The organism is Arthrobacter sp. DualSoilB13 (assembly GCF_055389195.1).
The window spans coordinates 2521861-2547509 of sequence record NZ_AP035865.1 but is presented as its reverse complement, the minus strand read 5'-3'; the positions used below and the strand labels follow the sequence as shown (position 1 = coordinate 2547509).

The window sequence follows — 25649 nt, the reverse complement described above, 5'->3', positions numbered from 1 at the left end:
GGGCTGCGGGCCCATTATTCCGGGGGCCCGCTCATACCGTGGTCTGAGACAGGCCGCCGCAGTGCAGGGCTGCCTAAGTACCCGGCGCCACCACGCCGGTCTCATAGGCAATGACTACAATCTGGACGCGGTCCCGTGCACCAAGCTTGGCCAGAATATGGCCCACATGGGTCTTTACCGTTGCCTCGGAAAGGAACAGACCCGCTGCTATCTCCGGATTGGACTGTCCCTGTGCGATCAGCTGGAATACCTCGCGCTCGCGGGTGGTCAGGCGCTCGACTGCGGCTGCATGTTCAGTTTGCTCCGGCGATTGAGTCCTCAGGAGCGGTGCCACGTGGTCAAGCAGGCGCCGGGTGGTGGAAGGAGCGATCACGGCGTCACCGCGGTAGACGGTGCGGATGGCCTCGAGTAGTTCCTCTGGCGGTGCATCTTTGAGGAGGAACCCGCTGGCACCGGCCTGAATCGCGGCAAGGGCGTACTCGTCCAGATCGAACGTGGTCAGGACCACGATTTTGATTTCGGCCCGTTGGGAGCCGGAGGGCTGTGCCGCAGCTTGTTCCAAAAGTCGACGGGTTGCTTCAATGCCGTCCATCCCGGGCATGCGGACATCCATCAGGACCACGTCGGCGGCAGTGGCGCTCAGGGCCTGTACCGCCTCCATCCCGTTTCCTGCCTCAGCCACCACCTCCAGGTCCGGCTGGGAATTGATCAACATGCCAAAACCGGACCTCACCAATTGCTGGTCATCAACGAGTGCCACACGAATGGGCGCAGGAACTTCAGGCATGGCTAGGCCTCCGAATAGGGGATGAATGCGGACACACGGAAACCGCCGCCCTGTACCGGGCCTGCGGTCAAGGAACCATCGTAGAGGGAGACTCGCTCGCCCATTCCCGGAAGCCCGTTACCGCCGCCTGCCGTTGGCGGATCAGCAGCGGCACCCCGGCCGTCGTCGATGATGTCCACTTGCAGGCCTCGGGCCTGCCATGTGAGCGTTACCGCCGCCGTCGCCTTGGGGCCGGCGTGTTTCATCACATTGGTGAGTGCTTCCTGAATGATTCGATAGGCAGTGAGTTCGGCGCCGGCAGGAAGGGCCCTGCGGGGCACACCGGTCTGTTCGAAGGCCACCTGAAGTGTCGCAGCGCGGAAGCCGAGGAGGAGTTCATCGAGATCCGAAAGCCGGGGTTGTGGGCGGGTAGGGGAGTCCTCGTCCGAGCGGAGGACCCCCAGCAGCCTTCTCATTTCGCCCAAGGAATCCCGGCCTGTAGCTGCGATGGTGGCCAATGCTTCGGTGGCGAGCTCGGGTTGTGCCGCAGCCGCGTATCGTGCGCCGTCCGCTTGGGTAATGATGACGGACAGCGAATGCGCCACGATGTCGTGCATCTCGCGGGCGATGTGGGAGCGTTCGTCGGCAGCGGCCAGTTTCCGTTCCTGCATCTGCTCCACTTCGAGTCGCCGTGTTCGGTCCTCCAGTGCCTGAAGCTGGAGGCGGCGGACGCGCGTCAGGTCACCAAGTGTCCAACTCACCAAGACAAGCATCCATATCAGCACGGTATAGAGCGCGCCTATGGTCAGGCCCAGAATTCCGGATTCGGCGGTAGTGGAAAAGAGCCGTGTGGTGAGCATGACCCCACCGACGAGCCCGGCCAGCAGAACCGTCCGGCTCGCCCACGCAGGTCCGTAGGCAGCCGTTGCGTAGATGACCAGCGGGACCGCGATTTGGCCCGCTACCGGTTCCGCACCCACGGCCCACTGGATGAGGCACACAAGGATCACGACGCCGGCCGCCACAGCCGGGCGCGTACGTCGCCAGGCGAGGGGGAACAGGAGGCTGCAGGACAGAAGGAACAGCCCAGGCCTGTCGGCGACCAGATATACGGGACCGAAGAGGAGAATCAGCAGGCAGGTGGCCGTCATGTCCACTTTGAAGCGGTTGATCCGGAACCATTCGTAAGCTGCGTGCCTTCTATCCACGCTGTGACTCTATGCGCTGGGTCCCGGCATGGGCATCATGCCGTGGTCTGAGCCTTCCGTTGCTGCAACCAGATGCCGCTGTTCAAGGAGTGAGACGATTTTGACCAGCATGTGGATTGCTTGGCTAGATAGAACCATGAGTGCAACGTCCATCAATCTCGCTGTCATCCCTGGCGACGGCATTGGCCCAGAGGTCATCGCCGAAGCCGTCAAGGTCCTCGAAAAGGCTGTCGCCGCCGAAGGCGTCGCCCTCGAACTGACCAACTATAAGCTCGGTGCCCAGCACTGGCTTGAGACCGGCGAGACCCTCCCGGACGAGGTCCTGGCGGATCTGCGCACCCGCGATGCAATCCTCTTTGGTGCAGTAGGCGCAGCTCCGGGCGATACCCGCATCCCGTCCGGCATCATTGAACGCGAGATGCTGCTCAAGCTCCGCTTCAGCCTGGACCACTATGTAAACCTGCGCCCGTCCCGCCTCTACGGTACGGTCGGCAGCCCGTTGGCCAACCCCGGCGCCATCGATTTCATCGTGGTCCGCGAAGGCACTGAAGGTCCCTATGTGGGCAACGGCGGCACATTGAGAGGCGGGACACCCCATGAGGTGGCCACGGAAGTTTCCCTCAATACCGCCCACGGCGTGGAGCGCGTGGTTCGCGATGCCTTCCGCCGCGCCAGCGAGCGTCCGCGCAAGCACGTCACCCTTGTCCACAAGCACAATGTGCTCGTGTTTGCCGGGCACCTGTGGAAGCGGACCGTCGAGGCCGTGGCCAAGGAATTCCCCGAGGTCACCCACGACTACCTGCACATTGACGCAGCCACCATCTTCATGGTGACCGACCCCTCCCGCTTTGATGTCATCGTCACCGACAACCTGTTCGGCGACATCCTCACCGACCTCGCCGCAGCCATTACCGGTGGCATCGGCCTGGCGGCATCGGGCAACATCAACATGGACCGCACAGCACCGTCCATGTTTGAGCCCGTCCACGGCTCCGCTCCGGACATCGCCGGACAGCAGAAAGCCGATCCCACCGCGGCCATCCTCTCCGCAGTGCTGCTCCTGGACCACCTTGGCTACACCACGGCGGCCCGAAAGATCGAAGCGGCAGTAGTCGCCGACGTCGAAAGCCGCACCGGCGAGCCACGCAGCACAGCTGCCATTGGCGACGCCATTGCGGCCGCACTTTAGGCCCAATACTCAGGCGTAAGCTTGTCTTGAATTATTTACCTGCTTCCCTGGTCCATCGCTGAACCACACCCTTTTGGGGACCCGGTTCGCCCTGCCAGGTAGCTGACTGTGGAGGAAACATGACTCAGACTGCCCATGGCGTCGAATTCAGCCAGCAGCTTTCGGAAACCCCGAAGTCTGCTGAGGAGCGTGCAGCCGTCCTGGCGAACCCGGGATTTGGCGACTACTTCACCGACCACACCGCCGTCGTCGACTACAAAGTTGACGCCGATGGCAATGGCGGTTGGCAGAACGCCCGGATCGAGCCCTACGGACCCATCTCCCTGGACCCGTCCGCTGCCGTGCTGCATTACGGCCAGGAAATCTTTGAGGGTCTGAAGGCCTACCGTCACGCCGACGGATCCGTGTGGACCTTCCGGCCTGAGGCCAACGCCGCGCGCTTGAACAAGTCGGCACGCCGCCTTGCCCTTCCGGAGCTGCCCGAGGAGTACTTCCTCGGTGCCATCCGCGAACTCGTACAGGCGGACCAGGAATGGGTGCCGTCCGGCGACGGTGAAGCCCTGTACCTGCGCCCGTTCATGATCGCCACAGAAGCGTTCCTTGGTGTCCGTGCTGCCCGCGAAGTGTCTTTCCGAGTCATCGCTTCCCCTGCCGGCAACTACTTCGGTGGCGAGCTCAAGCCTGTTTCCATCTGGATCTCCCGCGAATACGCCCGTGCGGGCCGCGGTGGAACAGGTGCGGCCAAGTGCGGCGGAAACTATGCAGCGTCCCTGATCGCACAGCAGGAAGCCGAAGCGAACGGTTGCAAGCAGGTACTTTTCCTGGACCACTTCAACGACGACGCCGTGGAAGAACTCGGCGGAATGAACGTCTTCTTCGTCATGAAGGACGGTTCCTTGGTTACTCCCGCACTCAGCGGCACCATCCTGGAAGGCGTGACGCGTATGTCCGTCATCCAGGTGGCCAAGGACATGGGCCGTGAGGTCACCGAGCGGAAGATCACCCTGGACGAGTGGCGCGAAGGCGTCGCTTCCGGCGAGATCACCGAAGTTTTCGCTTGCGGCACTGCAGCAGTGATCACGCCGATCGGTGTGCTCAAGGACGCCACGGAATTCATTGGTTCCGAGGACGCGAAGGCCGGGGAGACCACCATGGCCATCCGCCAGCAGCTCCTTGGCATCCAAACCGGAACCGTTGAGGACACCCACGGCTGGCTGACCCGCCTGGTCTAGTACCCGGGTGCCCTGCACAAACTAAAGACGCACGACGGCGGCCCGTCCCCTTGGCAGACAAGCGGACGGGCCGCCGTTCTGCTTCCCCGGACGCTCTCGCAGATCCCTCGGGTTTGGGGCGGGCCCTCTTGCAGTTCACTGGGGGCGTTCTAACGCTGTTAATTCTGGCACTTCAAGGCGTCTAGCCCGGGAAGGGCGTGGGATGTGAGTGAGGGTTGGTGGTTTGGGCGCCGGATGTGAGTGCGGGTTGGTGGGAAGGGCGCCGGATGTGAGAGAGCGTGGGTTCAGTGCCAAGATGGGACAGTGACTTCTGAATCAATGGCGACTTCCGGCACCACACCCTCCGGCGATGGCTCCTCTCTGACGCCCAGCGCGGAGTCTTTGCAGCGCAGCAGCGAGCTCACCCGCTACCGATTGGCTCCAAACCCGGGACCGATGAGCCTGGACGGCACCAACTCCTATGTCATTGGCGCCCCGGATTCTCCCAACATCGCGGTGGTGGACCCGGGCCCTGAAGACGAACACCACTTGGCCGTGCTGGCATCGGCGGGCGTTGTGGAGGTGGTCCTCATTACGCATCGGCATGCTGACCACACTGAGGCATCAGCGCGGTTCCATCAGATCACCGGGGCGCCGGTGCGTGCTGCGTTGCCGGAACATTGCCATGGCGGCGAGCCGCTGATGGACGGCGAGGTCCTGATGGCGGGTGGCGTGGAAATCCGCGTGGTGGCAACCCCTGGCCATACGTCCGACTCCCTCTGTTTCCATCTTCCGGATGACGGCCCCGCCGGTTCCGTTCTCACCGGGGACACCATTCTGGGCAGGGGAACCACCGTGCTGGATTACCCTGATGGCCGATTAGGCGACTACCTTTCAAGCTTGGACAAGCTGGAAGCGATGGGGCCCGCAACTCTGCTGCCCGCCCATGGGCCTGTGCTCCCGGCTTTGGACGAGAAGTGCCGCGCGTATCGTGATCACCGTGAGCAGCGGCTCGATCACATCAGGGCCGCGCTGGACCACCTGGGGCAGGACGCCTCGATTCCAGAGGTCACCGATGCCGTTTATCCCGACGTCGACCCATCCGTCAGGTGGGCGGCGGAGACTTCCGTGGCAGCACAGTTGGATTACCTCCGAAGCTAGAGGCGGACTGTAGGCTTGAGCCCATGCGTATCGCCCGGTTTGTAGTTGATTCTGATCCCCTTTATGGCGTTGTTGAAGGCGAGCCCGGCAGTGAGGAAATCACTGTCATCAACGGCGACCCCTTCTTTAATGGTGTTGAGCGTACCCACGTGAAGCACAAGCTCGAGGACGTGAGGCTCCTCGCTCCGATCATTCCCCGAAGCAAGGTCATCGGTGTAGGCCGGAATTTCGCAGCGCACGCTGCTGAGCTCGGCAACGAGGTTCCCCAGCAACCCTTGCTTTTCCTGAAGCCCAACACCTCGGTGATCGGCCCCAACGATCCCATCATCCTCCCTGAGTTCTCGGAGGAAGTTTCCTTCGAAGCTGAGCTGTGCGTGGTGATCGGCCGGATCTGCAAGGACGTTCCCGAGGACCGTGCGGACGACGTCATCTTCGGCTACACCTGCGGCAACGACCTCACTGCCCGCGATGTCCAGAAGACAGACCTTCAATGGGCGCGTGCCAAGGGATTCGATACCTCCGCGCCGCTGGGTCCGTGGATCGAAACCGAACTGGACCACGAGGACCTGTCCATCCAGGGCCGCCTCAACGGCGAACTCCGCCAAGATGGCAGCACCAACCAGATGATCCGGGGTGTACGCGAGCTTGTCTCGATCGTTTCGCACGCATTCACCCTCCTTCCGGGCGACGTCATCATGACCGGCACCCCCGCCGGCGTAGGCCTGGTCAGTGAGGGCGACCGGTTCGAGGTGGAGATCGAGGGCATCGGCCGGCTCTCCAACCCGGTGGTCCGCCGCTAGGCATCACGCAAAACGCCAGACCCCGACGGCGGTACGCGCCTCTCGCTCGAAAGGCGCGTACCGCCGTCGGGCTTTCCCGGCCGGGAAACCGAAGCGGCGCCAAGCGGTAAAGTTGGAACCACTATGACTACTGCTTCTGCGTCGAACGCTGCCTCCAGCGCCATTCCTGCCGTCAACGCCGAGACTCCGGTCCGCGTCCGTTTTTGCCCGTCGCCTACGGGTACGCCGCACGTTGGCCTGATCCGCACCGCCCTGTTCAACTGGGCCTATGCACGCCACACCGGCGGCAAGTTGATCTTCCGCATCGAGGACACAGATTCGGCCCGCGACAGTGAAGAGAGCTATCACCAGTTGCTGGACGCCCTGAAATGGCTTGGCATCAACTGGGATGAGGGCGTTGAGGTTGGCGGACCGCACGAGCCGTACCGGCAGTCGCAGCGAGGCGAGATCTACCAGGACGTCATCGCCAAGCTCAAAGCCGGGGGACACGTTTACGAGTCCTACTCCACGCCGGATGAGATCGAGGCCCGCCACAAGGCCGCCGGTCGCGACCCGAAGTTGGGTTATGACGGCTTCGACCGCCATCTGACGGATGAGCAGCTGGCACAGTTCAAGGCCGAGGGCCGCGAAGCAGTGCTCCGCCTCCGCATGCCGGACGAGGACCTGACCTTCAACGACCTGGTCCGCGGTGAGATTACGTTCAAGGCGGGTTCGGTTCCGGACTTTGCTGTTGTCCGCGCCAACGGTGCACCGCTTTACACACTGGTGAACCCGGTGGACGATGCCCTCATGGGAATCACCCACGTCCTTCGTGGCGAGGACCTGCTGAGCTCCACTCCACGTCAGATTGCGCTGTATCGCGCCCTCTATGCAATTGGCGTCGCCGAGTACATGCCGGAATTCGGGCACCTGCCCTACGTCATGGGCCAGGGCAACAAAAAGCTTTCCAAGCGTGACCCCGAGTCCAGCCTGTTCCTGCACCGTGAACGTGGCTTCATCCCTGAGGGCCTTCTCAACTACTTGTCCCTGCTGGGCTGGTCCCTCAGCGCTGACGAGGACATCTTCACGGTGGAGCAGCTCGTAGCCAACTTCGACATCCACGATGTCCTGGGCAACCCGGCGCGCTTCGATATCAAGAAGGCTGAGGCCATCAATGGAACCCACGTGCGGATGCTCGCACCGGAGGACTTCAAGGAACGCTTGGTTCCCTACCTCCGTGCTGCAGGTTTCGTAGGGGAAATCCTCACTCCGCGTCAGGAGGAGATCCTCGCCGAGGCGGCGCCTCTGGTCCAGGAACGCATCACCCTCCTGGGCGAAGCTCCCGAGATGCTGGCCTTCCTGTTCAAGGCTGATGACGCCGTTGATGTTGCCGACGATGCCCGCAAGGGCCTTCCGGAGAACCTGGAGGAAGTACTCGATGCGGCCTTGGCTGCCTTGGAACCGATTGGGGAGTGGTCCGCGGAGAACATTCAGACCGCGCTCAAGCAGGCTCTGGTTGAGGATCTTGGCATCAAGCCGCGGGCAGCATTCGGGCCCGTGCGCACGGCCATTTCCGGACGCCGCATTTCTCCGCCGCTGTTCGAGTCGATGGTGATCCTCGGCAAGGATTCCTCGCTCGCCCGTGTCCGCGCCTTCCGCGGCTAGAGGCAGAAGCAGTCATGGCTATCTCCAGCTCGTTCGGAACTGTCCGCGGCGTCCTCTTCGACATTGATGACACCCTGGTGGACCTTGAGTACGCCATGACAACGGCACTGCGCGATGTCAGCGAACATCTCCTGCCCGGCCTGGATCAGGCCGGGTGGGCGAAGTTCGGACGTATCTTCACGCACGAGACCACGCACTTTTACGACCGCTATCTGGCCGGGGAGCTGACTTTCAATGAGCAGCGGCTCCTGCGGGGCAGGGCTGCTTTGGGACACTTTGGCGTGGAGCTTCAGGACGGCGAGGAATCCCAAGCCTGGGTAGCCGAGTACCATCAACGCCAGACGGCGTATGTGCGGGCTTTTGACGACGTTGAAGGCGTACTCGACGCCCTCGATGCCGCAGGGATTCCCTACGGCGCCGTGAGCAACAACGTGCATGATTACCAGCGGGCCAAGCTGGACGGTGCAGACCTGTCAAGGATCAAGGTCCTGGTGGGTACGGACACGGTGGGCGTGCCAAAGCCGGATCCGGCGATCTACCTCGAAGGTGTGCGTCTGCTGGGCACGGTGCCGGGAGAGACGTTGTATGTGGGCGACAACAGGTTGCTTGATGCCGACGGTGCAACGGCGGCGGGCCTGATCGGCGTTTGGCTCAACAGGACGGGAGAAGTGGTGGAAGAGTTCACCGGGCGCCAGGTGGACTCTCTGTCCCGGCTGCTGGTAACAGCTCCTGCTGCGGCGTGAGAATGGTGTGATGCAGGTAACGGCTTTCCGATTTGTGCAGGTGGCCAGACTCCGGTAGAGTCATTACTCGTGCTGAGGGGCACGGAGGGAAAAGCTGAGGGAAACCAAAGCGCTGAACTCCGGTCCGAAAGTCACTTTGGGATATGGTGTAATTGGCAACACTACGGTTTCTGGTACCGTCATTCTAGGTTCGAGTCCTGGTATCCCAGCTCTGAAAATCCGCGTGAATACGCCGGAAATTCAGAACCTCCAAGTCGCTGAAGCGATTTGGAGAGAAGCTGAAAGTATGAAATACTCATTCAGCTTGATCGCCGGAAACGGTGACAAAAAAGTGCAAGGCCCCATCGTATAGCGGCCTAGTACGCCGCCCTCTCACGGCGGTAACGCGGGTTCGAATCCCGCTGGGGTCACAGACAAATCCCCCGGAACCACGGTTCCGGGGGATTTCTTTTTTCCTTGGTTTTATCCTCTGTGCCTGCGGCGCCGCTCCTGTGACGGGGATTGGGCTGGCATGATGATGCTGTGACCGCAAATGATGATGAGGCAAGACCCCGGGCTACCCCAGCTGCCTCGGGCGCGGCAGCCGCCGTCGAGACCCTGGTAGCTGCCCGCACTGAACTTGCGGCCACAACCCTTCCGCTCGCCGTGCCGGAGGTTCGGGAGGCCCGTCAGTGGATCCGTGAGTCCCTGGCCCAGCTCGACGATTATGTGATTCCCCGCTACCGCAGCCTCGACGCTCCGCTACTGGCAGTCGTAGGCGGTTCCACGGGGGCGGGGAAGTCAACGCTGGTTAACGCGCTGATCGGCTATCCGGTGACGCGTGCCGGCGCTATCAGGCCCACCACCCGCCAACCCATCCTCCTGCATCATCCGTTGGACGCTGAGTGGTTTGAAGGCCACCGGATCCTTCCGGGCCTGGACCGTATCCGCGGAACCGTGTCAGCGAGCCCGCTGCCGGCCCATCAGGCAGGTGCCGCTCCCGACGCGCAGGCCATCACGTCATTGGTACTGGTGGGACACGAGGCAGTGCCGCAGGGAATCGCGCTCCTGGATGCGCCCGACGTCGACTCCATCTCCGATGACAACCGCAGGCTCGCCGGTCAGCTTCTTGCCGCCGCCGACCTTTGGGTGTTTGTCACCACAGCAAACCGCTACGCCGACGCCGTGCCCTGGCGGCTGCTCTTGGACGCAGCTTCGAGGGACATCACCGTTGCTGTGGTGCTGGACCGTGTGCCCGTCGCCGCGGAAGAAGAGGTCAGGACTGACCTCCAGGCAATGCTGGATCGGCAAGGCTTGGGTGAGGCGGAGCTTTTTGTCGTTCCGGAGAGTGCCTTGAATGGGCTGGGGATGCTCCCGGAGGAATCCGTGATTCCCCTGCGTCAGTGGCTGGGCGCTTTGGCAGCCAATGCAGCCGGCCGGGCAGAGGTCGCCAGACGCACGCTTAATGGCGCCGTCAAAGCAGTCAGCGTCCGTTTGGAGGGAATCGCGGAGGCCGCTGCCGTCCAGGACACCGCTGCGCACAATCTCCGGGCAGCCTGCATTGCAGAGTACGAGCAGGCGCTCCAACGTATTCTTGAGGCCACCAGAGACGGAGCATTGCTCCGCGGCGAGGTATTGGCGCGATGGCAGGACTTCGTAGGTACGGGAGAGTTCTTCCGTGCGCTCGAGCAGAATATCGGCAGGATGCGGGACCGCGTAGGAGCGTTCTTCCGTGGCGAACCCGCTCCTGCTGTGAAAGTTGAGACCGCCATTGAGACCGGCTTGCAGGCGGTGATCCTGGACGAAGCCGCGAACGCAGCCGAAAACGTGGACAGGCGGTGGCGTTCGGACATGGCTGGTCGGGAACTCCTTGGCACTGAGGATCTTTCGGGAACCAGCGAGGGGTTTGACGCGAAGGCCGCAGCGGCTATTCGATCCTGGCAGGAAGGGCTGATGGAGATGATCCGTACCCAGGGCCAGGGCAAGCGAACCCAGGCACGGTGGCTATCCTTGGGCGTCAACGGGCTTGGCGCCGCGCTCATGGTGGTGGTGTTCTCCATGACTGCCGGTCTGAGCGGCTTGGAGATCGGCATTGCCGGCGGAACGGCCGTTGTTGGCCAGAAGCTGCTCGAAGCGGTGTTCGGTGAGGACGCAGTACGTCGACTGGCCCAGCAGGCAAGGGACGATCTGCATACTCAGTGCCAACGGCTCCTTGACGATGAGAGGGAGCGGTTCCTTGGCCGCCTCGAGGCAGCACTTCCTGGATCTGGAGTTGACCTCGCCCGGCATGCTCAAGCATTGCGCGGCTTGGCAGGGGTCGCATGAGCCGGCACAGCCAGGTTCGCGAATCGTCCCGGTTGCAGCGCAGGCTTGAATCGCTCAATGCCGCACGGGAGCTGGCCGAGGGCGTCCTCCCGGATCCGGAGTTGCAATCCGTCTACGAGGTCCTGGAGCGTGCCACCTCGCGGCGGTCACTCTCGGCCGATCACACCGTGGTGGGATTCTTCGGAGCGACAGGCAGCGGAAAATCCTCCCTGTTCAATGCTGTTTCGGACAGTCGGCTGGCAACTGCCACCGCGCGGCGTCCCACAACGTCAGCACCTTTGGCGGGCATTTGGGGAGAGCAAGGCAGCGGGCCGTTGCTCGACTGGCTGGATGTCAAAGAGCGGCACACGCTGCCGCCAGTTCCAGGTCTCGCGGACGAACACACCGGCCTGGTGCTGCTGGACCTACCGGACTTCGATTCCACCAAGGTGGAAAACCGGGAGATCGTCCAACGGATGGTGGGCATGGTTGACGTCCTGGTGTGGGTCTTGGACCCACAAAAGTACGCCGACGCCGCAGTGCATAATGACTTTCTTCGCCCCATGGCCTCCCACGGTGCAGTCACGCTGGTTGTCCTGAACCAGGTGGACAAACTCAGTGCTGCCGACGCCTCTGCGGTGATGGAGTCTTTGGAAGCTATCCTGGCGCGGGAGGGACTGGGGAAAGTTCGGGTCCTCAGTGCCTCAGCACTGACTGGCGACGGCGTCCAAGCCCTCCGCAGTGCCATCAGGAAGGTGGTGGTCCAACGGGAGGCAACCACAGAACGCTTGGCGGCGGACGTTGCAAAGGCGGCCGGGGAACTCGCCCGCGCCTCCGGCGAAGGCGAAGCCCGGGGCGTCAAGGTAGGTACGAAAGCCCGCCTGGCGTCTGAATTGTCGACGGCGGCAAATGTACCGGTGGTGGTGGACGCCGTTCAGCGATCTTTCCAAAGAGAGTCCGCCAAGAGGACGGGGTGGCCCGTCACCCGCTGGCTCTTGCGTTTCCGGCCCGACCCGCTCCGGCGGTTGAACCTTGGCAGGGATGACACCAGGCCGGAGCTGAACAGGACATCGCTGCCACCTGCAGGCGCACCCGAGCGGGCACGCACGGATGCGGCCGTCAGGGATTTTGCCGACGACGCCTCGACGGGTGCCCCGGGTCCTTGGCGCGCAGCCATCCGCAGCGCGGCAAGGGACGGGCGGGAGGAGCTGCCCGACGCCTTGGACCAAGCGATTGCAGGCACTGACCTCTTGGCGGGCAAACGTCCCCTGTGGTGGCTTCTTTTCAATACCCTCCAATGGATCGCGCTTGTGCTCGCAGCAGGGGGCCTGGGCTGGCTGGGTGTGTTGGCCGTGCTCGGCTACTTCCAAATGCCGGTGCCTGAGGTGCCTCGAACAGAAGGGTGGCCGTGGCCAACCCTGATGGTTGCCGGGGGAGTGTCGCTGGGAATTGCCCTTGCCATCACCGGGAGGATTCTTGGTGGATGGGCCGCTCGGGTTAGGGCGTCGAGGGCAGGGAAACGGTTGAAAGCTGCCGTGGCGGCGGTTGCCGAGAAGCGGATTGTAGAGCCCGTCGAGGTGGAAATTACCCGCTTGAAGGCGTTCAACGCAGCCCTCAAGGCCGCACGTTCCGGCTAGAGGGCCGCGGCTGCGTCCCTGACTTTGATGAGTGTTCTCAAGTTCCGGGTAGTGGTGCCGGCTTTGTAGCGTGCCTTGGCGGAGAGCTTGCTGAAAGGGCTGTCCAGCGTGCCGCCAGCCGGTGCCAGCCAAGCGGAGGCCTCCGGGCCAAGGCGCACTTGTTCTACGCCGCCCAGGTTTTCGCCTGCTTCAAAGAGTTCGTCGAGCATTGCGGTGTCCGAGGCGAGGGTGATGTAACTGTGCGTGGATTTGTCGTCGGCCGGGTATGGGCACGCGTCCACCAGTTCGCTGACCCGCGCGGCGGTGAGGACCACCACCCAGGCGTCGTATCCGAAGGTTTCCCGCAAGCACTTTTCGAACTGCGCTTTGACGAACTTTGGGCTGAGGTCACTCTGAAGCACCACGTTTCCGCTGGCCAGGAGCGTTTTGACCTTGGTGAACGGGTAGTCCTTCAGGGCTGCGGAGAGATCGGCCATCTTGATGTTGATGCCGCCCACGTTGATGCCGCGCAGAAAGACGGCGTAGCTTTCCATGGCTAGTCGTTGTTCTTCCTGAGGGCCTCGGTCAGTACCCTGGCGGCGTTACAGACCACTTCGGCGTGCAGCCTGCCCGGCTGGCGGGTGAGTCGCTCAATAGGACCGGAAATCGATACTGCGGCAATGACCCTTCCGGAGGGTCCGCGCACGGGGGCCGAAACCGAGGCGACCCCAGGTTCGCGTTCGCCGAGGCTCTGACCCCAGCCCCGGCGTCGTACTCCTGCCAGGACGGTAGGCGTAAAGCGGGCGTTTTGCAGCCCCTCAAGGAGGCGGTCATGGTCTTCCCATGCCAGCAGTACTTGGGCGGCGGAGCCGGCCTTCATGGACAGCTGGGTGCCGACGGGAATGGTGTCGCGAAGGCCGATAGGGCGTTCCGCCGACGCCACGCAGACACGCCAGTCGCCTTGGCGGCGGAAAATCTGCGCGCTTTCGCCCGTGGCGTCGCGGAGCTGAATGAGAACGGGACCGGCGGAGGCGATGAGCCGGTCTTCACCGGCAGCGGATGCGAGTTCCACCAGCCGGCTGCCCAGGACGAAGCGCCCTTGAATGTCGCGGCTTACCAGGCGGTGGTGAACCAGGGCCAGCGCGAGCCGGTGAACTGTGGGCCGGGCAAGGCCTGTGGCCGCCACGAGCTGCGCGAGAGTGGTGGGCCCGGCCTCAAGGGCATCGAGTACTTGGGCCGCTTTATCAATGACACCGACTCCACTAGAATTGTCCATGTAATGATATTGCCGTCTCAATATCTGAGATGCAAGTTGTTTCGCTGGCCTATTTTGACGCCGGGCTGCTTCAGTGGAACAAGAACATGCAACAAGCCAATCGCAGTGAAGGGAGCAAGGCCGTGGGAAAGACACTGGCCGAGAAGGTCTGGGACGCGCACATAGTGCGCAAAGGTGAAGGCGAAGGAGCCAATGCCCAGCCCGACCTTCTCTTCATCGACCTGCACCTTGTCCATGAAGTAACGTCCCCGCAGGCATTTGAAGGCCTGCGCCTGGCCGGCCGGCCTTTGCGCCGGGTAGACCTCACGATTGCCACCGAGGACCACAACACTCCCACGCTGGACATCGACAAACCAATTGCGGACCTGACCAGCCGTACCCAGATTGAAACCCTCCGCGCAAACTGCAAGGAATTCGGCGTCCGCTTGCACTCCCTCGGTGACAAGGAACAGGGAATCGTGCACGTAGTGGGTCCGCAGCTGGGCCTGACTCAGCCGGGTATGACCGTGGTTTGCGGCGACTCGCACACCTCAACCCACGGGGCCTTCGGGGCGTTGGCCATGGGCATCGGCACGTCCGAGGTGGAGCACGTCATGGCCACCCAGACCCTGTCCTTGAAGCCGTTCAAAACCATGGCCATCAACGTTGAAGGTACCCTGCGCCCCGGCGTCACCGCCAAGGACATCATCCTGGCCGTCATCGCCAAGATCGGCACCGGCGGCGGTCAGGGATACGTCCTGGAATACCGTGGCTCCGCCATTCGTGCGCTGTCCATGGACGCCCGCATGACCATCTGCAACATGTCCATCGAAGCCGGCGCCCGCGCCGGTATGGTGGCTCCGGACCAGACCACCTACGACTACATGCAGGGCCGCCCCCACGCCCCCGAAGGCGCCGACTGGGATGCCGCCGTCGAGTACTGGAACACGTTGAACACGGACGCCGACGCGACCTTCGACGTCGAAGTTGACCTCGACGCTGACACCCTGGAGCCGTTCGTGACCTGGGGAACCAACCCGGGCCAAGGCGTCTCGCTGTCCGCCAAGGTGCCTTCGCCCGAAGACTTCGGTGATGAGAATGCCAAGGCAGCCGCTGAGCGCGCACTGCAGTACATGGGCCTGGAGGCCGGCACTCCCATGAAGGACATCCGTGTGGATACGGTCTTCCTGGGTTCCTGCACCAATTCCCGGATTGAAGACCTGCGCGCTGCTGCAGACATCATCCGTGGCCGTGAAAAGGACCCCAACATTCGCATGCTGGTGGTTCCCGGATCAGCCCGTGTCCGGCTCGAAGCCGAAGCAGAGGGCCTGGACAAGGTCTTCAAGGACTTTGGCGCTGAATGGCGTTTTGCTGGTTGTTCCATGTGCTTGGGCATGAACCCGGACCAGTTGGAGCCGGGGGAGCGTTGCGCCTCAACATCCAACCGCAACTTCGAGGGACGCCAAGGTAAGGGCGGCCGCACGCACTTGGTCTCGCCGGTGGTGGCCGCCGCCACGGCGGTCCGAGGCACGCTGAGCTCGCCGTCGGACCTCGAGTCCGCTGCCGCAGGCACACTGACCGGAACCGCAGTCTAGGAGGATCCCATGGAAGCATTCACTACCCACACCGGCATCGGCGTTCCCCTGCGCCAGAGCAACGTGGACACGGACCAGATCATCCCCGCTGTGTACCTTAAGCGCATCACCCGGACAGGGTTTGAGGACGCGCTGTTCGCCGCTTGGCGGAAAGACGAGTCCTTCATCCTGAACCAAGCCCCGTTCAGCGCAGGCTCCGTCCTGGTGGCCGGCCCCGATTTCGGTACGGGGTCATCCCGCGAACACGCCGTCTGGGCGTTGAAGGATTACGGCTTCAAAGCTGTTCTGTCATCACGTTTCGCAGACATCTTCCGCGGAAACTCCGGAAAGCAGGGGTTGCTGGCGGCGCAGGTAGCCCAGGACGACATTGAGTTGATCTGGAAGGTCCTGGAAAACCACCCCGGTACCGAAGTCAAGGTGGACCTGGTCTCCAAAACGGTTGAGTGCGGCAATGTAGTGGCGCCGTTCGAGATTGACGACTACACCCGGTGGCGCCTGCTGGAAGGCCTCGACGACATCGGCCTGACCCTTCAGCATGAGGCAGACATCACGGCGTACGAGGCCACGCGCCCGTCTTTCAAGCCGAAGACGCTGCCAGCGAAGGTTCAAGCCCAGTAGCCTCAGCTGTGAGGTCGCAACCTTGCGGATAACGGACCGGCGGGCCCCTTTGGGAGGGCCGGCCGGTCCTTTTTCGTCGGTGTGCTTCAGGGGCCTGATCGGCGGGCCGTTGGGCGGTTCCATTTCGGATCGGTAAAGCGAGCTTCTATGCTTAGCTGGAGCCTTTGTAAGTTTGGGGGGCGAGTAGTCGTGAGGAAACCGGTATAGATGAGTAGTGTTCTGACAATCCGCGGTGGCGTCCCGTTAACCGGACGAGTGACCGTTCGCGGTGCCAAGAACCTGGTGCCCAAGGCCATGGTGGCGGCGTTGCTGGGCAGCGAGCCATCGGTGCTGAGGAATGTGCCGGAAATCAAGGACGTAGAGGTAGTCACCAGCCTGCTGCAGCTGCATGGCGTGACCGTCGTTAAGGATCCGGTTTCGGGCGACCTCACCTTGGATCCCAAGGATGCGAAGACGGCCTCCAGCACAGCAATTGATGCACACGCGGGCGATTCAAGGATTCCTATCCTGCTGTGCGGACCCCTGATCCATGCGATCGGCGAGGCATTCATCCCGGATCTGGGTGGCTGCAAGATCGGCGACAGGCCCATCGACTACCACCTGAACGTTTTGCGGCAGTTCGGTGCCGTGGTGGAAAAGCGCCCCGGTGGCATCCACATCTCTGCCCCGAACGGCCTTCACGGAGCCAAAATTTCCCTGCCATACCCCTCGGTTGGGGCCACCGAGCAGGTGCTGCTGAGTGCAACGCGTGCGGAGGGCATCACCGAACTCATTGGCGCGGCCACGGAACCGGAGATCATCGATCTCATAGCTGTCCTGCAGAAAATGGGCGCCATCATCAGCGTCCAGACGGACCGGACCATCCGGATCGAAGGCGTCAAGGACCTGCGTGGATACAACCACCGCGCACTCCCGGACCGCAACGAGTCCGCGTCCTGGGCTTCGGCTGCTTTGGTGACCCGGGGCGACATCTATGTTGAGGGCGCTTCGCAGCGGGACATGATGACCTTCCTCAATACCTACCGCAAAGTGGGCGGTGGCATGGACATTGGCGATGACGGCATCCGCTTCTACCATCAGGGCGGCAAACTCTCCCCGCTCGTCCTGGAGACGGACGTCCACCCCGGATTCATGACGGACTGGCAGCAGCCGTTGGTGGTTGCCCTCACGCAGGCCGAGGGCGTCTCAATCGTCCACGAGACGGTCTACGAGAACCGGTTCGGATTCACCGAAGCCCTTGCGCGAATGGGTGCGAACATTCAGGTACACCGTGAGTGCCTGGGCAGTGTTCCCTGCCGGTTCGGACAGCGGAACTTCCTCCACTCAGCAGTCATTTCAGGTCCCACTCCACTCAGGGGCACCGATATTGACATCCCTGATCTCCGGGGCGGTTTCAGCCACCTCATCGCAGCGCTTGCTGCTACGGGAACTTCACGGGTTACGGGCATCGACATCATCAATCGCGGCTATGAGCGCTTCACCGAGAAGTTGGCCGGCCTGGGCGCCGATTTCGATATCACCACCACCAAGTAGCGGGGGCTCCTTTGAAGGAATCGGCCAAGAGCCGTGCAACATTCATGCTGCTGGCCGGTCTCGCGCGTCCGCTGATGAATCTCCTGATGGCCAAGAAGTGGGAAGGCATGGAGAACCTGCCATCCGGCGGCTTCATCGCAGTACCAAACCACTGCACCGAGATCGACCCCATCGTGATCGGGCATATGGTGTACAACCAGAAGCGGCCACCGCACTTCCTCGCGAAGACGGGCCTCTTCAAGGTTCCCGTGTTGGGTGCCCTGTTGCGCGCCACCAGGCAAATTCCGGTTGAACGCTCGACGGCGGGAGCGAACCGCTCGCTTCAAGTCGCCAAAGAGGTAGTGGACGCCGGCGGCGCAATCATTATCTATCCCGAGGGCACCCTGACCCGCGACCCCCATCTGTGGCCGATGAAGGGCCACACCGGGGCCGCCAGGCTTGCCCTGCAGACCGGCGCGCCCGTGGTACCCATGGCGCACTGGGGTGCACAGGAAGTTTTTCCGCGGTACGCCAAGCGGTTCCACATCTTCCCTCGCAAAACTGTGCGCGTGCTTGTGGGTAAGCCCGTTGATCTCAGTGCGTTCAGCGACCGGCCCATGGACCGTACAACGCTGACGGCGGCCACGGAGGTCATCATGGATGCGATCACGGAACTTCTTGAAACCCTTCGCGGAGAAGATGCGCCGGCTGAGCGCTGGGATCCGGCTGTCCACAAACAGTCCAAGCACGGCCGCTTCACCCAGGAGGGCTCCCTTGACGAGCACGAAGGGGATGACGGCAAATGACCACTGTGGACGGTACCGTCAATACACCGGATATCGTGGCAGTTTTGGGTGCGGGGTCCTGGGGAACCACGTTTGCCAAGGTCTTGGCCGATGCCGCTGCAGCAACCGGATCCGAGCGCAGCATCCGGATCTGGGGTCGCCGCTCCCAGGTGGTTGAGCAGATCAACTCTTCGCACCGCAACGAGCAATACCTCAAAGACATAGTGCTCCCGCCTTCAGTCACCGCCTCCACGGATGTGGCCGAGGTGCTGAAGGACGCCACCTTGGTGGTCCTCGCCGTGCCCGCCCAATCCCTGCGGCCACAACTCGGGGAATGGAAGCCCTTGCTTGCACCCGACGCCGTGGTTGTCTCTTTGATGAAGGGCCTCGAGCTGGGCACGGACGCCCGGATGAGCGAAGTCATCGCCCAGGAGTTGGGTCTTCCCGCGTCCCGCGTAGCAGTGGTCTCCGGTCCTAACCTGGCAATGGAGATCGCCAGGGAGCAACCAACAGCATCCGTTGTTGCTTGCAGCGACGCGGACACCGCTGCTGCCATAGCCTTGTGCTGCACGGCACCGTACTTCAGGCCCTACACCAGCACTGACGTTGTGGGCGTGGAAATCGGCGGGATCGTAAAGAACGTGATTGCCCTTGCCGTTGGAATTTGCGAAGGCAAGCAGATGGGCGACAACACCAAAGCGTCGGTGATCACACGAGGACTCGCCGAGACGTCCCGGCTTGCGCTGGCCCTCGGCGGAGAAGCTCACACCATGGCCGGCCTTGCCGGGCTGGGGGATCTTGTTGCCACATGCTCGTCAGCTCTCTCACGCAACCACACCGCCGGGAGGTTGCTTGGAGAAGGCCTCAGCCTCGAGCAAGTTGCCGAACAAATGACACAAACAGCCGAGGGCATCAAATCGGGCCCGGCTGTACATGAGCTCGCTGGCAAGTTGAATGTAGAAATGCCGATTACGGCCGCCGTCGTGGCAGTGCTGGAAGGCAGAATGTCCGTTGATGATCTGGGACCGCGACTGCTGGCCCGGGCACTGAAGTCCGAAGGCGACTACTGATGGTGACTGACCAATCCACCCCCGTGACGGGCCGTCCCCGTGTAGCAATCCTCTTCGGGGGGCGCTCCAGCGAACACGCAGTCAGCTGCGTCACTGCCGCTGGCGTGATGGGCGCGATCGACAAAAACAAGTACGAGGTCATACCGATCGGCATCGCCAAATCCGGTCAGTGGGTTCTCGCTTCGGGCGACACCAGCGACTGGTCCTTGAGCTCCGCAGCGCTTCCCGAGGTGTCGCCGTCGGGTAAAACCGTCACCTTGGCCGAGGTGGGTGGTGAGCATCAGCTCATCGTGACCGAGCCCAACGCCGTTCCCTTGGAATTGGGTGCCGTGGACGTGGTCTTTCCCCTGCTGCATGGGCCGTGGGGAGAAGACGGTACAGTCCAAGGCCTCCTGGAGCTTTCGGACACCCGCTATGTCGGAGCCGGTGTGCTGGCCTCGGCTGTGGGAATGGACAAGCACTTCATGAAGGTGGTGTTTGAATCCGCCGGACTAAGCGTGGGCCCGTACGTGGCTGTCACGGACCGCGAATGGAGCACTGACGCCGAGGCAGTTCGTAAGCGGGTGGACAAGCTTGGGTTCCCCGTGTTCGTCAAGCCTGCCCGCGCGGGTTCGTCCATGGGTATTTCCAAAGTGGACTCGATGGATGGGCTGGACGCTGCCATAGAGGAAGCGCGACGCAACGACCTGAAGCTTGTCATTGAAGCCGGCATCGTGGGCCGTGAGATCGAATGCGCGGTCCTTCAAGGCCGTGGCACCGATGCTCCCCGTACTTCCATGCCCGGTGAAATTGCCGTGGCAGAAGGAGAGCATCAGTTCTATGACTTTGCCGCCAAATACGTGGAGGACGGGGCCGCAGCCCTGAGCTGCCCTGCCGATATGCCGGATGAGGCAATCGCGCGTGTGCGCGAACTTGCCGCCGTCGCTTTCGACGCCGTCGGGGCAGAAGGCCTTAGCCGTGTGGACTTCTTCTACACCCCGGCCGGCGAGCTCATCATCAACGAGATCAACACGATGCCTGGCTTCACGCCTAAGAGCATGTACCCGCAAATGTGGGCCGCATCCGGCCTTGCCTACGGGGATCTGATTGACGAATTGATCCATCTGGCGCTGACCCGCAAAACGGGCCTGCGCTGACCTGGTTGATTGACTACTGCGCTGACGGCAGGTTCTGAAGGTCTTCCTGGCCAACGCACTTTCCGGTTGCCTTGATCTTGCCAACAGCTGCTGCCAGTTCGGTGAGCACGGTAGCCGAACTGATGTTCGCTGCCTCCAATTTGACCGGATCAATCAGGATTTCCGTGGCGGGTTCGCGCCCGAAGGTGGTCAGGGTATAGACGGGATCGCCTTCCTTGATGACCCAGTCGATGTCATTGACGCTCACGCAACGGTCTGTGGTGGGACCTGGAACGTTTACGCCGCAGCGGAGAATAACCTGAGAAGGATCTCCCCATGCGGCTGTGGCCTGGCTGTTGGTTTTGCGAAGGGCCGCATCACCGATTTGGTCTGGCAGGGCCACCATCATGGGTGCGCAGGCAGGATTGGCCGCGTCCGCGGCGGCCGTGACGTCCACGGCCGGGGAGCAGGCCGACAAAGCGGTGACGGATGCGGAAGCCAGGGCGATGGCCAGAGCTGTCCGGCGGAGGGTCTTACGGTGCATCCATCCAGCCTATCCCGCACGCGGGTGCTGGAGATACGCGTTGCCGGGGTCACATTCCTGCTGGAACGCCAGAGGGAGTGCCGCATTATCCTGTCGGTGGAGCGCGATAGCGTTATGCAGTACCTGGAAAAGGGTGGAGATCCGTGTCGAGAGAAGAATCGAGTGCAGTGCCAGTAGATCAGTTGACCGTCCAGGACCTAACGGAGTCCGCGCTCCTTGCCCGGATCTTCCCGCGACTGCACCATAGTCCCGGCGTTCTCCTGGGACCCGGCGACGACGCTGCCCTGATCGCAGCACCGGACGGCCGTACCCTCATCTCCATCGACACCCAGACCCAGGACCAGGACTTCAGGCTTGAGTGGCGCAACGGCTATCGGACCACCGGATACGACGTCGGCTGGAAGGCCGCGGCGCAAAACCTCAGCGACATCAACGCCATGGGTGGCAGTGCCACCAGTATGGTGGTGAGCCTTACCCTGCCACCGGACACGCCCGTCGAATGGGTTGAAGCGTTTGCCGATGGCCTTACGGCGGCGATTAGTGGCCTGGGAGCACCGGACTGCTCCGTGGCTGGCGGGGACCTGGGCCGTGGCCGGGAGCTTGCAGTGACTGTCGCCGTCGTCGGCACGCTCGCCGGCCTCGCGCCGGTGCTGAGGTCCGGCGCCGAACCCGGGGACATAGTGGCTGTTTCGGGAACGCTGGGAAGGGCAGCTGCCGGGTGGGCGCTGTTGGAAAGCGAGATTTCCTTAGACAGCTTGTCCGCTGACTTGCGGATCCTGGTGGACAACCAATGCAGGCCGCTGCCACCACTGCTCGCCGGGCCTCTGGCTGCGCGCGCGGGTGCCACCGCCATGTTGGACATCTCCGATGGCCTGATGCGCGACGGCAGCCGCCTGGCCGCAGCAAGCCGCGTGATCCTGAATTTCGATTCTGCGGCCTTGGAGACTTATGCAGCCACGTTGGAACCGGCAGCTGCCTTGCTTGGCGATGACGCTATGCGATGGGTACTGGGCGGGGGAGAAGACCATGGTTTGCTTGCCACTTTCCCGGCAGATATACAGCTGCCGAAGGGCTTCACTGCGATAGGCTCGGTTCAAGCCGTTGTCGAGCCGCCAGGCAGTGGCGTCCGGATTTCCGGGCAAACTGCTGACACCGTTGGATGGGATCACTTTGCAGACTAAGATCGCCGCGAATGCGCACGCCATGAAACGTTGGCTCGGCAAGGCGGAGGTGGTCCTCGGCAATCACAGCGACCGTCTCAACGCGATTAACATTTTTCCTGTTGCCGATGGCGATACCGGAACCAACCTCTATCTCACCGTCCGGGCAGCCGTCACTGCCTTGGGTGGCACGGCAACTGATGCCGCGGAAACCGGCAACGACGTCGGCGCCTTGCTGTCGCGTGCCGGGCAGGCAGCCATGGAACAAGCACGGGGTAACTCGGGCACGCTCTTTGCCGTTTTCCTGTGCGCCGCCGCAGAGCCTCTGGTTGGTAAATCGCGCCTCAGTGCACCACTGCTTGCCACCGCATTGAACAGGGCGCAGATCAGGGCCTGGTCCGCGCTCAGTGAGCCGGTTGCCGGCACTATGCTCTCCGTCCTGGAGGCGGCCGCCCATGCTGCCCAAGCAGTGGACGCCTCCCAGAGCGGCGATGACAGCAACCATGCCTTGGGGCTTTCACTTGACGCCGTGGTGGAGGCCGCCTACCAGGCTGTTGTCCGGACCGAGGACGAGCTCGCACAGCTGCATGAAGCGCGCGTTGTGGATGCAGGGGGCGTGGGCATGCTGCTGGTGCTCGATTGCCTTCGTGCTGCCGTTTTGGGGGAGGAACTTCAGGATGAACTTCTGGACGGCCTCCACGGATACAAAATGCAGGACCCTCACATCCATGAGCACATGCCTGCCGATGACGGTGTGGAAGTCATGTGCACCATCAACCTTTCGCCCTTGAATGCGGCCATTCTCCGCCAACGTTTGGACGAGATGGGCGAATCCGTGATCATGAGCCAGGTTGGCGGTGCCCAAAGCAGCGATGATGACGACGACGAAACCGGCGTCGAAGTCAGCTATCGTTGGCGCGTTCACGTCCATGTTCCCGATCCGGAGCCGGCTGTCGCCCTTATCCGCTCATTGGGAGAACCGACGGATATCGCGGTAAGCCAGTTGGCGATACCCCGCGACAACGAGCCGGCCTCTCAGGAAAGCTCCGGTGGTGCCAATGGCAGCGGTATCGAAGCCGTCAACGTCCCAGGCCAGTCACGGCATGAATTCTGAACTGGAACTGCCCCTCGAACGCCGGATTGGAAAGCGCTCTGCGGCTGTCATCGACAAACACCTGGGCCTTAAGACCACCGGGGCTTTGCTGAACTACTTCCCGCGCAGGTACTTGAGCCGCGGTGAGCTGACGCCCATCAGTAAGCTCCCCCTGGATGAGGAGGTCACGTTGATTGCCCGCGTGCTGTCCAACAGCACGCGCCAGATGCGGGCCCGGCGTGGTTCCATCACCGATGTGGTGGTCACTGATGAGGCGGGTGGCGGCGGCGTTCCAGGTACCTTGAAGGTCAGCTTTTTCAACGGATTCCGGGCGAAGGCAGAACTTCTGGCTGGGCGGCGGGCCATGTTCTCGGGCAAGGTGTCCCGGTATGGTGGGGCTCTTGGCCTGACCAACCCGGACTTCCTTCTGCTGGATGAGGATCCTGAAGCCGAGGGCGCCGTAGACCCCGAAAAGCTCGCGGCCATGCCCATTCCCGTCTATCCTGCAACGGCTAAGCTGACCAGCTGGTCCATTCACAAAGTGATAACAGCGTTGCTCCAGACCATGGACCTGGATTCCCTGCAGGATCCCTTGCCGCAAAGCATCGTCCGAAGGGACGCATTGCTCAGCGTGGCTGAGGCATACCGTCTGATCCATTCACCCGAAATTGCCAAGGACTGGCAACGGGCCCAAGAACGCTTTCGATTTCAGGAAGCCCTTGTGCTGCAAACGGCGCTGGCACGCCGGCGCGCGCAGCTTGCCGCTGAGGAAGCCACTGCGCGCCGGCCGCGCGCGGGCGGTTTGCTCAGCAAGTTCGATCAAAACCTCCCTTTTACGCTGACCTCCGGCCAGGCCGCCGTCGGAAAGACATTGGCTGAAGAGCTCGGGCGAGATACTCCCATGAACAGGCTGCTGCAGGGTGAAGTGGGCTCGGGCAAGACGATCGTCGCCCTACGGGCCATGCTGCAGGTGGTTGACGCAGGCGGCCAAGCTGCCCTGCTGGCTCCCACTGAGGTGTTGGCGGCCCAACATTTCCACTCCATCCGAAAGACTCTAGGGGTGCTGGCCCGCGATCAGATCTTTGGCGGTGCGGGCATGCTTGGCGGTGACGCGGCTCAGGAAGCGGTGCAAGTAACGCTCCTGACCGGTTCCATGCCCACGGCTGCACGCAAGCAGGCTATGTTGGATGCGGCCTCCGGGAATGCGGGAATCGTCATTGGCACCCATGCCCTGCTGAGCGACAAAACCAGCTTCCAGGACCTCGGACTAATCGTGGTGGATGAGCAGCACCGCTTTGGCGTGGAGCAGCGTGATGCCCTCCGCGCAAAGGCTCAGCGGCCTCCACATTTGCTGGTCATGACGGCCACTCCGATTCCTCGTACGGTTGCCATGACAGTGTTTGGCGACCTTGAGACGTCCATTCTTGATGAGCTTCCCGCCGGGCGCGCACCTATTTCCACGCACGTGGTGGGACTCGCTGAAAATCCAGGCTGGGTGGACCGCATCTGGAAGCGTTCACGCGAAGAAGTGGACTCCGGTCACCAGGTCTACGTGGTGTGTCCCAAGATCGGTTCGGACGACGACGGCGACTTCAGTCCGGGCGAAGCGGAACCAAGCGATGCCGAGCTCGCGGACGAAGGCCCGGCGCGGGAACTGGCATCGGTGACCGCCGTCGTCGACGCCCTCCTGCAGGAGCCGGCGCTGGCCGGCGTCCCCGTTGCCCCGCTTCATGGGAGGCAGGATCCCCAGGTGAAGTCCGAGACCATGGCGTCCTTCGCATCCAACAACACCAAAGTACTGGTGTCCACCACCGTCATTGAGGTGGGCGTGGACGTCCACAATGCCACGCTCATGGTGATCCTCGATGCCGACCGTTTCGGTATCTCGCAGCTCCACCAGCTGCGTGGCAGGGTGGGCCGCGGGGGACTGCCGGGCACTTGCCTGTTGGTGACTACTTTGGAACCCGGGCATCCGAGTCGTCGGCGGCTCGATGCCGTTGCTTCAACAACTGACGGTTTTGAGCTGTCCCAGGAGGACTTGAAACTCCGCAGGGAAGGGGACATCCTCGGTGCTTCGCAATCGGGCGGACGGTCCACGCTGAAGTTGCTCCGCGTACTTGAGCACGAAGACATCATTGCCCGTGCACGTACTGACGCCCAACGCCTCGTATCGGAAGACGTGTCCTTGGACCATCAGCCGGCGTTGGCCGCCGCTATTGACGAATATTTGAACCCTGAGAAGGAGGCGTTCCTTGAGCGCGGTTAGAGATTCCTGGATGCT

At 62.6% G+C, this 25649-nt stretch carries 22 protein-coding genes and 2 tRNA genes; 19 read left to right on the top strand and 5 right to left on the bottom strand.

The features are described from left to right. Positions 1 to 73: 73 nt before the first annotated feature. Positions 74 to 787, bottom strand: a complete 714-nt coding sequence (locus ACZ5J0_RS11700; RefSeq protein WP_464093179.1) for a response regulator — start codon at positions 785 to 787, stop codon at positions 74 to 76. A gap of 2 nt (positions 788 to 789) precedes the next feature. Then, the gene (locus ACZ5J0_RS11695) at positions 790 to 1974 is read right to left on the bottom strand and encodes a sensor histidine kinase (protein ID WP_464093178.1); all 1185 of its coding nucleotides are present in this window, start codon (positions 1972 to 1974) and stop codon (positions 790 to 792) included. A gap of 136 nt (positions 1975 to 2110) precedes the next feature. Between ACZ5J0_RS11695 and ACZ5J0_RS11690 the strand changes: the two genes are divergently transcribed. From ACZ5J0_RS11690 to ACZ5J0_RS11645, 10 genes are all read left to right on the top strand, one after another. Next, entirely contained in the window at positions 2111 to 3163 is a 1053-nt protein-coding gene (locus ACZ5J0_RS11690) for a 3-isopropylmalate dehydrogenase (RefSeq protein WP_464093177.1), read from the top strand. Positions 3164 to 3282: 119 nt separating this feature from the next. Continuing rightward, the gene (locus ACZ5J0_RS11685) at positions 3283 to 4395 is read left to right on the top strand and encodes a branched-chain amino acid aminotransferase (RefSeq protein ID WP_142938735.1); all 1113 of its coding nucleotides are present in this window, start codon (positions 3283 to 3285) and stop codon (positions 4393 to 4395) included. Between the two features lie 318 nt (positions 4396 to 4713). Next, positions 4714 to 5535, top strand: a complete 822-nt coding sequence (locus tag ACZ5J0_RS11680) for an MBL fold metallo-hydrolase (protein ID WP_464094726.1) — start codon at positions 4714 to 4716, stop codon at positions 5533 to 5535. 23 nt (positions 5536 to 5558) lie between these two features. After that, the gene (locus tag ACZ5J0_RS11675) at positions 5559 to 6335 is read left to right on the top strand and encodes a fumarylacetoacetate hydrolase family protein (RefSeq protein WP_464093176.1); all 777 of its coding nucleotides are present in this window, start codon (positions 5559 to 5561) and stop codon (positions 6333 to 6335) included. A 123-nt stretch (positions 6336 to 6458) separates the two neighbouring features. Then, a complete protein-coding gene (gene gltX / locus ACZ5J0_RS11670) occupies positions 6459 to 7979 on the top strand; it encodes a glutamate--tRNA ligase (RefSeq protein ID WP_142938736.1) in 1521 nt (506 codons plus the stop codon). Between the two features lie 14 nt (positions 7980 to 7993). After that, on the top strand, positions 7994 to 8722 hold the full coding sequence (locus ACZ5J0_RS11665) for an HAD family hydrolase (protein ID WP_142938737.1): 729 nt from the start codon (positions 7994 to 7996) through the stop codon (positions 8720 to 8722). A gap of 137 nt (positions 8723 to 8859) precedes the next feature. Beyond that, positions 8860 to 8931: transfer RNA gene (locus ACZ5J0_RS11660), tRNA-Gln, on the top strand. A 128-nt stretch (positions 8932 to 9059) separates the two neighbouring features. Beyond that, positions 9060 to 9132, top strand: a tRNA-Glu gene (locus ACZ5J0_RS11655). A 112-nt stretch (positions 9133 to 9244) separates the two neighbouring features. Continuing rightward, positions 9245 to 11026 (top strand): dynamin family protein, encoded by a 1782-nt coding sequence (locus ACZ5J0_RS11650; RefSeq protein ID WP_464093175.1) that lies wholly within the window; start codon positions 9245 to 9247, stop codon positions 11024 to 11026. Beyond that, the gene (locus tag ACZ5J0_RS11645; protein WP_464093174.1) at positions 11023 to 12642 is read left to right on the top strand and encodes a GTPase; all 1620 of its coding nucleotides are present in this window, start codon (positions 11023 to 11025) and stop codon (positions 12640 to 12642) included. Before ACZ5J0_RS11650 ends, ACZ5J0_RS11645 begins: the two co-directional genes overlap by 4 nt. Here ACZ5J0_RS11645 and ACZ5J0_RS11640 read toward each other — a convergent pair. Then, positions 12639 to 13175 carry a DUF1697 domain-containing protein gene (locus ACZ5J0_RS11640; RefSeq protein WP_142938740.1) on the bottom strand — a complete coding sequence of 179 codons (537 nt, stop codon included), beginning with the start codon at positions 13173 to 13175 and terminating at the stop codon, positions 12639 to 12641. The two genes, ACZ5J0_RS11645 and ACZ5J0_RS11640, sit on opposite strands and share 4 nt — an antisense overlap. A 2-nt stretch (positions 13176 to 13177) precedes the next feature. Next, complete coding sequence (locus tag ACZ5J0_RS11635) at positions 13178 to 13897, bottom strand: IclR family transcriptional regulator (protein ID WP_014922101.1); 720 nt, start codon at positions 13895 to 13897, stop codon at positions 13178 to 13180. 122 nt (positions 13898 to 14019) lie between these two features. On the opposite strand from ACZ5J0_RS11635, the gene leuC reads away from it, so the two are divergent. From leuC to ACZ5J0_RS11605, 6 genes are all read left to right on the top strand, one after another. Then, positions 14020 to 15471 (top strand): 3-isopropylmalate dehydratase large subunit, encoded by a 1452-nt coding sequence (gene leuC / locus ACZ5J0_RS11630; RefSeq protein ID WP_142938908.1) that lies wholly within the window; start codon positions 14020 to 14022, stop codon positions 15469 to 15471. Between the two features lie 9 nt (positions 15472 to 15480). Then, positions 15481 to 16089, top strand: coding sequence for a 3-isopropylmalate dehydratase small subunit (gene leuD / locus ACZ5J0_RS11625; RefSeq protein ID WP_142938741.1), 609 nt, complete (start codon positions 15481 to 15483; stop codon positions 16087 to 16089). A gap of 207 nt (positions 16090 to 16296) precedes the next feature. Next, on the top strand, positions 16297 to 17622 hold the full coding sequence (gene murA / locus ACZ5J0_RS11620) for a UDP-N-acetylglucosamine 1-carboxyvinyltransferase (protein WP_091468167.1): 1326 nt from the start codon (positions 16297 to 16299) through the stop codon (positions 17620 to 17622). Positions 17623 to 17633: 11 nt separating this feature from the next. Next, positions 17634 to 18407 (top strand): lysophospholipid acyltransferase family protein, encoded by a 774-nt coding sequence (locus ACZ5J0_RS11615; RefSeq protein ID WP_142938742.1) that lies wholly within the window; start codon positions 17634 to 17636, stop codon positions 18405 to 18407. Further along, positions 18404 to 19456, top strand: a complete 1053-nt coding sequence (locus ACZ5J0_RS11610; RefSeq protein WP_166840295.1) for an NAD(P)H-dependent glycerol-3-phosphate dehydrogenase — start codon at positions 18404 to 18406, stop codon at positions 19454 to 19456. The genes ACZ5J0_RS11615 and ACZ5J0_RS11610 overlap by 4 nt, the downstream gene beginning before the upstream one ends. Then, positions 19456 to 20592, top strand: a complete 1137-nt coding sequence (locus ACZ5J0_RS11605; protein WP_464093173.1) for a D-alanine--D-alanine ligase family protein — start codon at positions 19456 to 19458, stop codon at positions 20590 to 20592. Before ACZ5J0_RS11610 ends, ACZ5J0_RS11605 begins: the two co-directional genes overlap by 1 nt. Before the next feature lie 13 nt (positions 20593 to 20605). Here ACZ5J0_RS11605 and ACZ5J0_RS11600 read toward each other — a convergent pair whose 3' ends face one another. Beyond that, on the bottom strand, positions 20606 to 21115 hold the full coding sequence (locus ACZ5J0_RS11600) for a DUF3515 family protein (RefSeq protein WP_142938745.1): 510 nt from the start codon (positions 21113 to 21115) through the stop codon (positions 20606 to 20608). Between the two features lie 167 nt (positions 21116 to 21282). On the opposite strand from ACZ5J0_RS11600, the gene ACZ5J0_RS11595 reads away from it, so the two are divergent. The 3 genes from ACZ5J0_RS11595 to ACZ5J0_RS11585 are packed head-to-tail and all read left to right on the top strand — an operon-like array spanning position 21283 to position 25634. Beyond that, the gene (locus tag ACZ5J0_RS11595; RefSeq protein ID WP_464093172.1) at positions 21283 to 22296 is read left to right on the top strand and encodes a thiamine-phosphate kinase; all 1014 of its coding nucleotides are present in this window, start codon (positions 21283 to 21285) and stop codon (positions 22294 to 22296) included. A gap of 22 nt (positions 22297 to 22318) precedes the next feature. Next, positions 22319 to 23389 (top strand): DAK2 domain-containing protein, encoded by a 1071-nt coding sequence (locus ACZ5J0_RS11590; RefSeq protein WP_250819778.1) that lies wholly within the window; start codon positions 22319 to 22321, stop codon positions 23387 to 23389. Next, positions 23379 to 25634: an ATP-dependent DNA helicase RecG gene (locus ACZ5J0_RS11585; protein ID WP_142938748.1), complete on the top strand. Its 2256-nt coding sequence runs from the start codon at positions 23379 to 23381 to the stop codon at positions 25632 to 25634. Before ACZ5J0_RS11590 ends, ACZ5J0_RS11585 begins: the two co-directional genes overlap by 11 nt. Positions 25635 to 25649: the final 15 nt, after the last annotated feature.

Excerpts from the sequence above, each read along its gene's own strand:
- ACZ5J0_RS11700 (WP_464093179.1), bottom strand. The coding sequence starts at position 787 with ATGCCTGAAGTTCCTGCGCCCATTCGTGTGGCACTCGTTGATGACCAG.
- ACZ5J0_RS11635 (WP_014922101.1), bottom strand. The coding sequence starts at position 13,897 with ATGGACAATTCTAGTGGAGTCGGTGTCATTGATAAAGCGGCCCAAGTA.
- murA (WP_091468167.1), top strand. The coding sequence starts at position 16,297 with ATGAGTAGTGTTCTGACAATCCGCGGTGGCGTCCCGTTAACCGGACGA.
- ACZ5J0_RS11680 (WP_464094726.1), top strand. The coding sequence starts at position 4,714 with ATGGCGACTTCCGGCACCACACCCTCCGGCGATGGCTCCTCTCTGACG.
- ACZ5J0_RS11610 (WP_166840295.1), top strand. The coding sequence starts at position 18,404 with ATGACCACTGTGGACGGTACCGTCAATACACCGGATATCGTGGCAGTT.
- ACZ5J0_RS11685 (WP_142938735.1), top strand. The coding sequence starts at position 3,283 with ATGACTCAGACTGCCCATGGCGTCGAATTCAGCCAGCAGCTTTCGGAA.
- ACZ5J0_RS11600 (WP_142938745.1), bottom strand. The coding sequence starts at position 21,115 with ATGCACCGTAAGACCCTCCGCCGGACAGCTCTGGCCATCGCCCTGGCT.
- ACZ5J0_RS11585 (WP_142938748.1), top strand. The coding sequence starts at position 23,379 with ATGAATTCTGAACTGGAACTGCCCCTCGAACGCCGGATTGGAAAGCGC.
- ACZ5J0_RS11690 (WP_464093177.1), top strand. The coding sequence starts at position 2,111 with ATGAGTGCAACGTCCATCAATCTCGCTGTCATCCCTGGCGACGGCATT.
- ACZ5J0_RS11665 (WP_142938737.1), top strand. The coding sequence starts at position 7,994 with ATGGCTATCTCCAGCTCGTTCGGAACTGTCCGCGGCGTCCTCTTCGAC.
- ACZ5J0_RS11640 (WP_142938740.1), bottom strand. The coding sequence starts at position 13,175 with ATGGAAAGCTACGCCGTCTTTCTGCGCGGCATCAACGTGGGCGGCATC.
- ACZ5J0_RS11675 (WP_464093176.1), top strand. The coding sequence starts at position 5,559 with ATGCGTATCGCCCGGTTTGTAGTTGATTCTGATCCCCTTTATGGCGTT.
- ACZ5J0_RS11645 (WP_464093174.1), top strand. The coding sequence starts at position 11,023 with ATGAGCCGGCACAGCCAGGTTCGCGAATCGTCCCGGTTGCAGCGCAGG.
- gltX (WP_142938736.1), top strand. The coding sequence starts at position 6,459 with ATGACTACTGCTTCTGCGTCGAACGCTGCCTCCAGCGCCATTCCTGCC.
- leuD (WP_142938741.1), top strand. The coding sequence starts at position 15,481 with ATGGAAGCATTCACTACCCACACCGGCATCGGCGTTCCCCTGCGCCAG.
- ACZ5J0_RS11605 (WP_464093173.1), top strand. The coding sequence starts at position 19,456 with ATGGTGACTGACCAATCCACCCCCGTGACGGGCCGTCCCCGTGTAGCA.
- ACZ5J0_RS11590 (WP_250819778.1), top strand. The coding sequence starts at position 22,319 with ATGAAACGTTGGCTCGGCAAGGCGGAGGTGGTCCTCGGCAATCACAGC.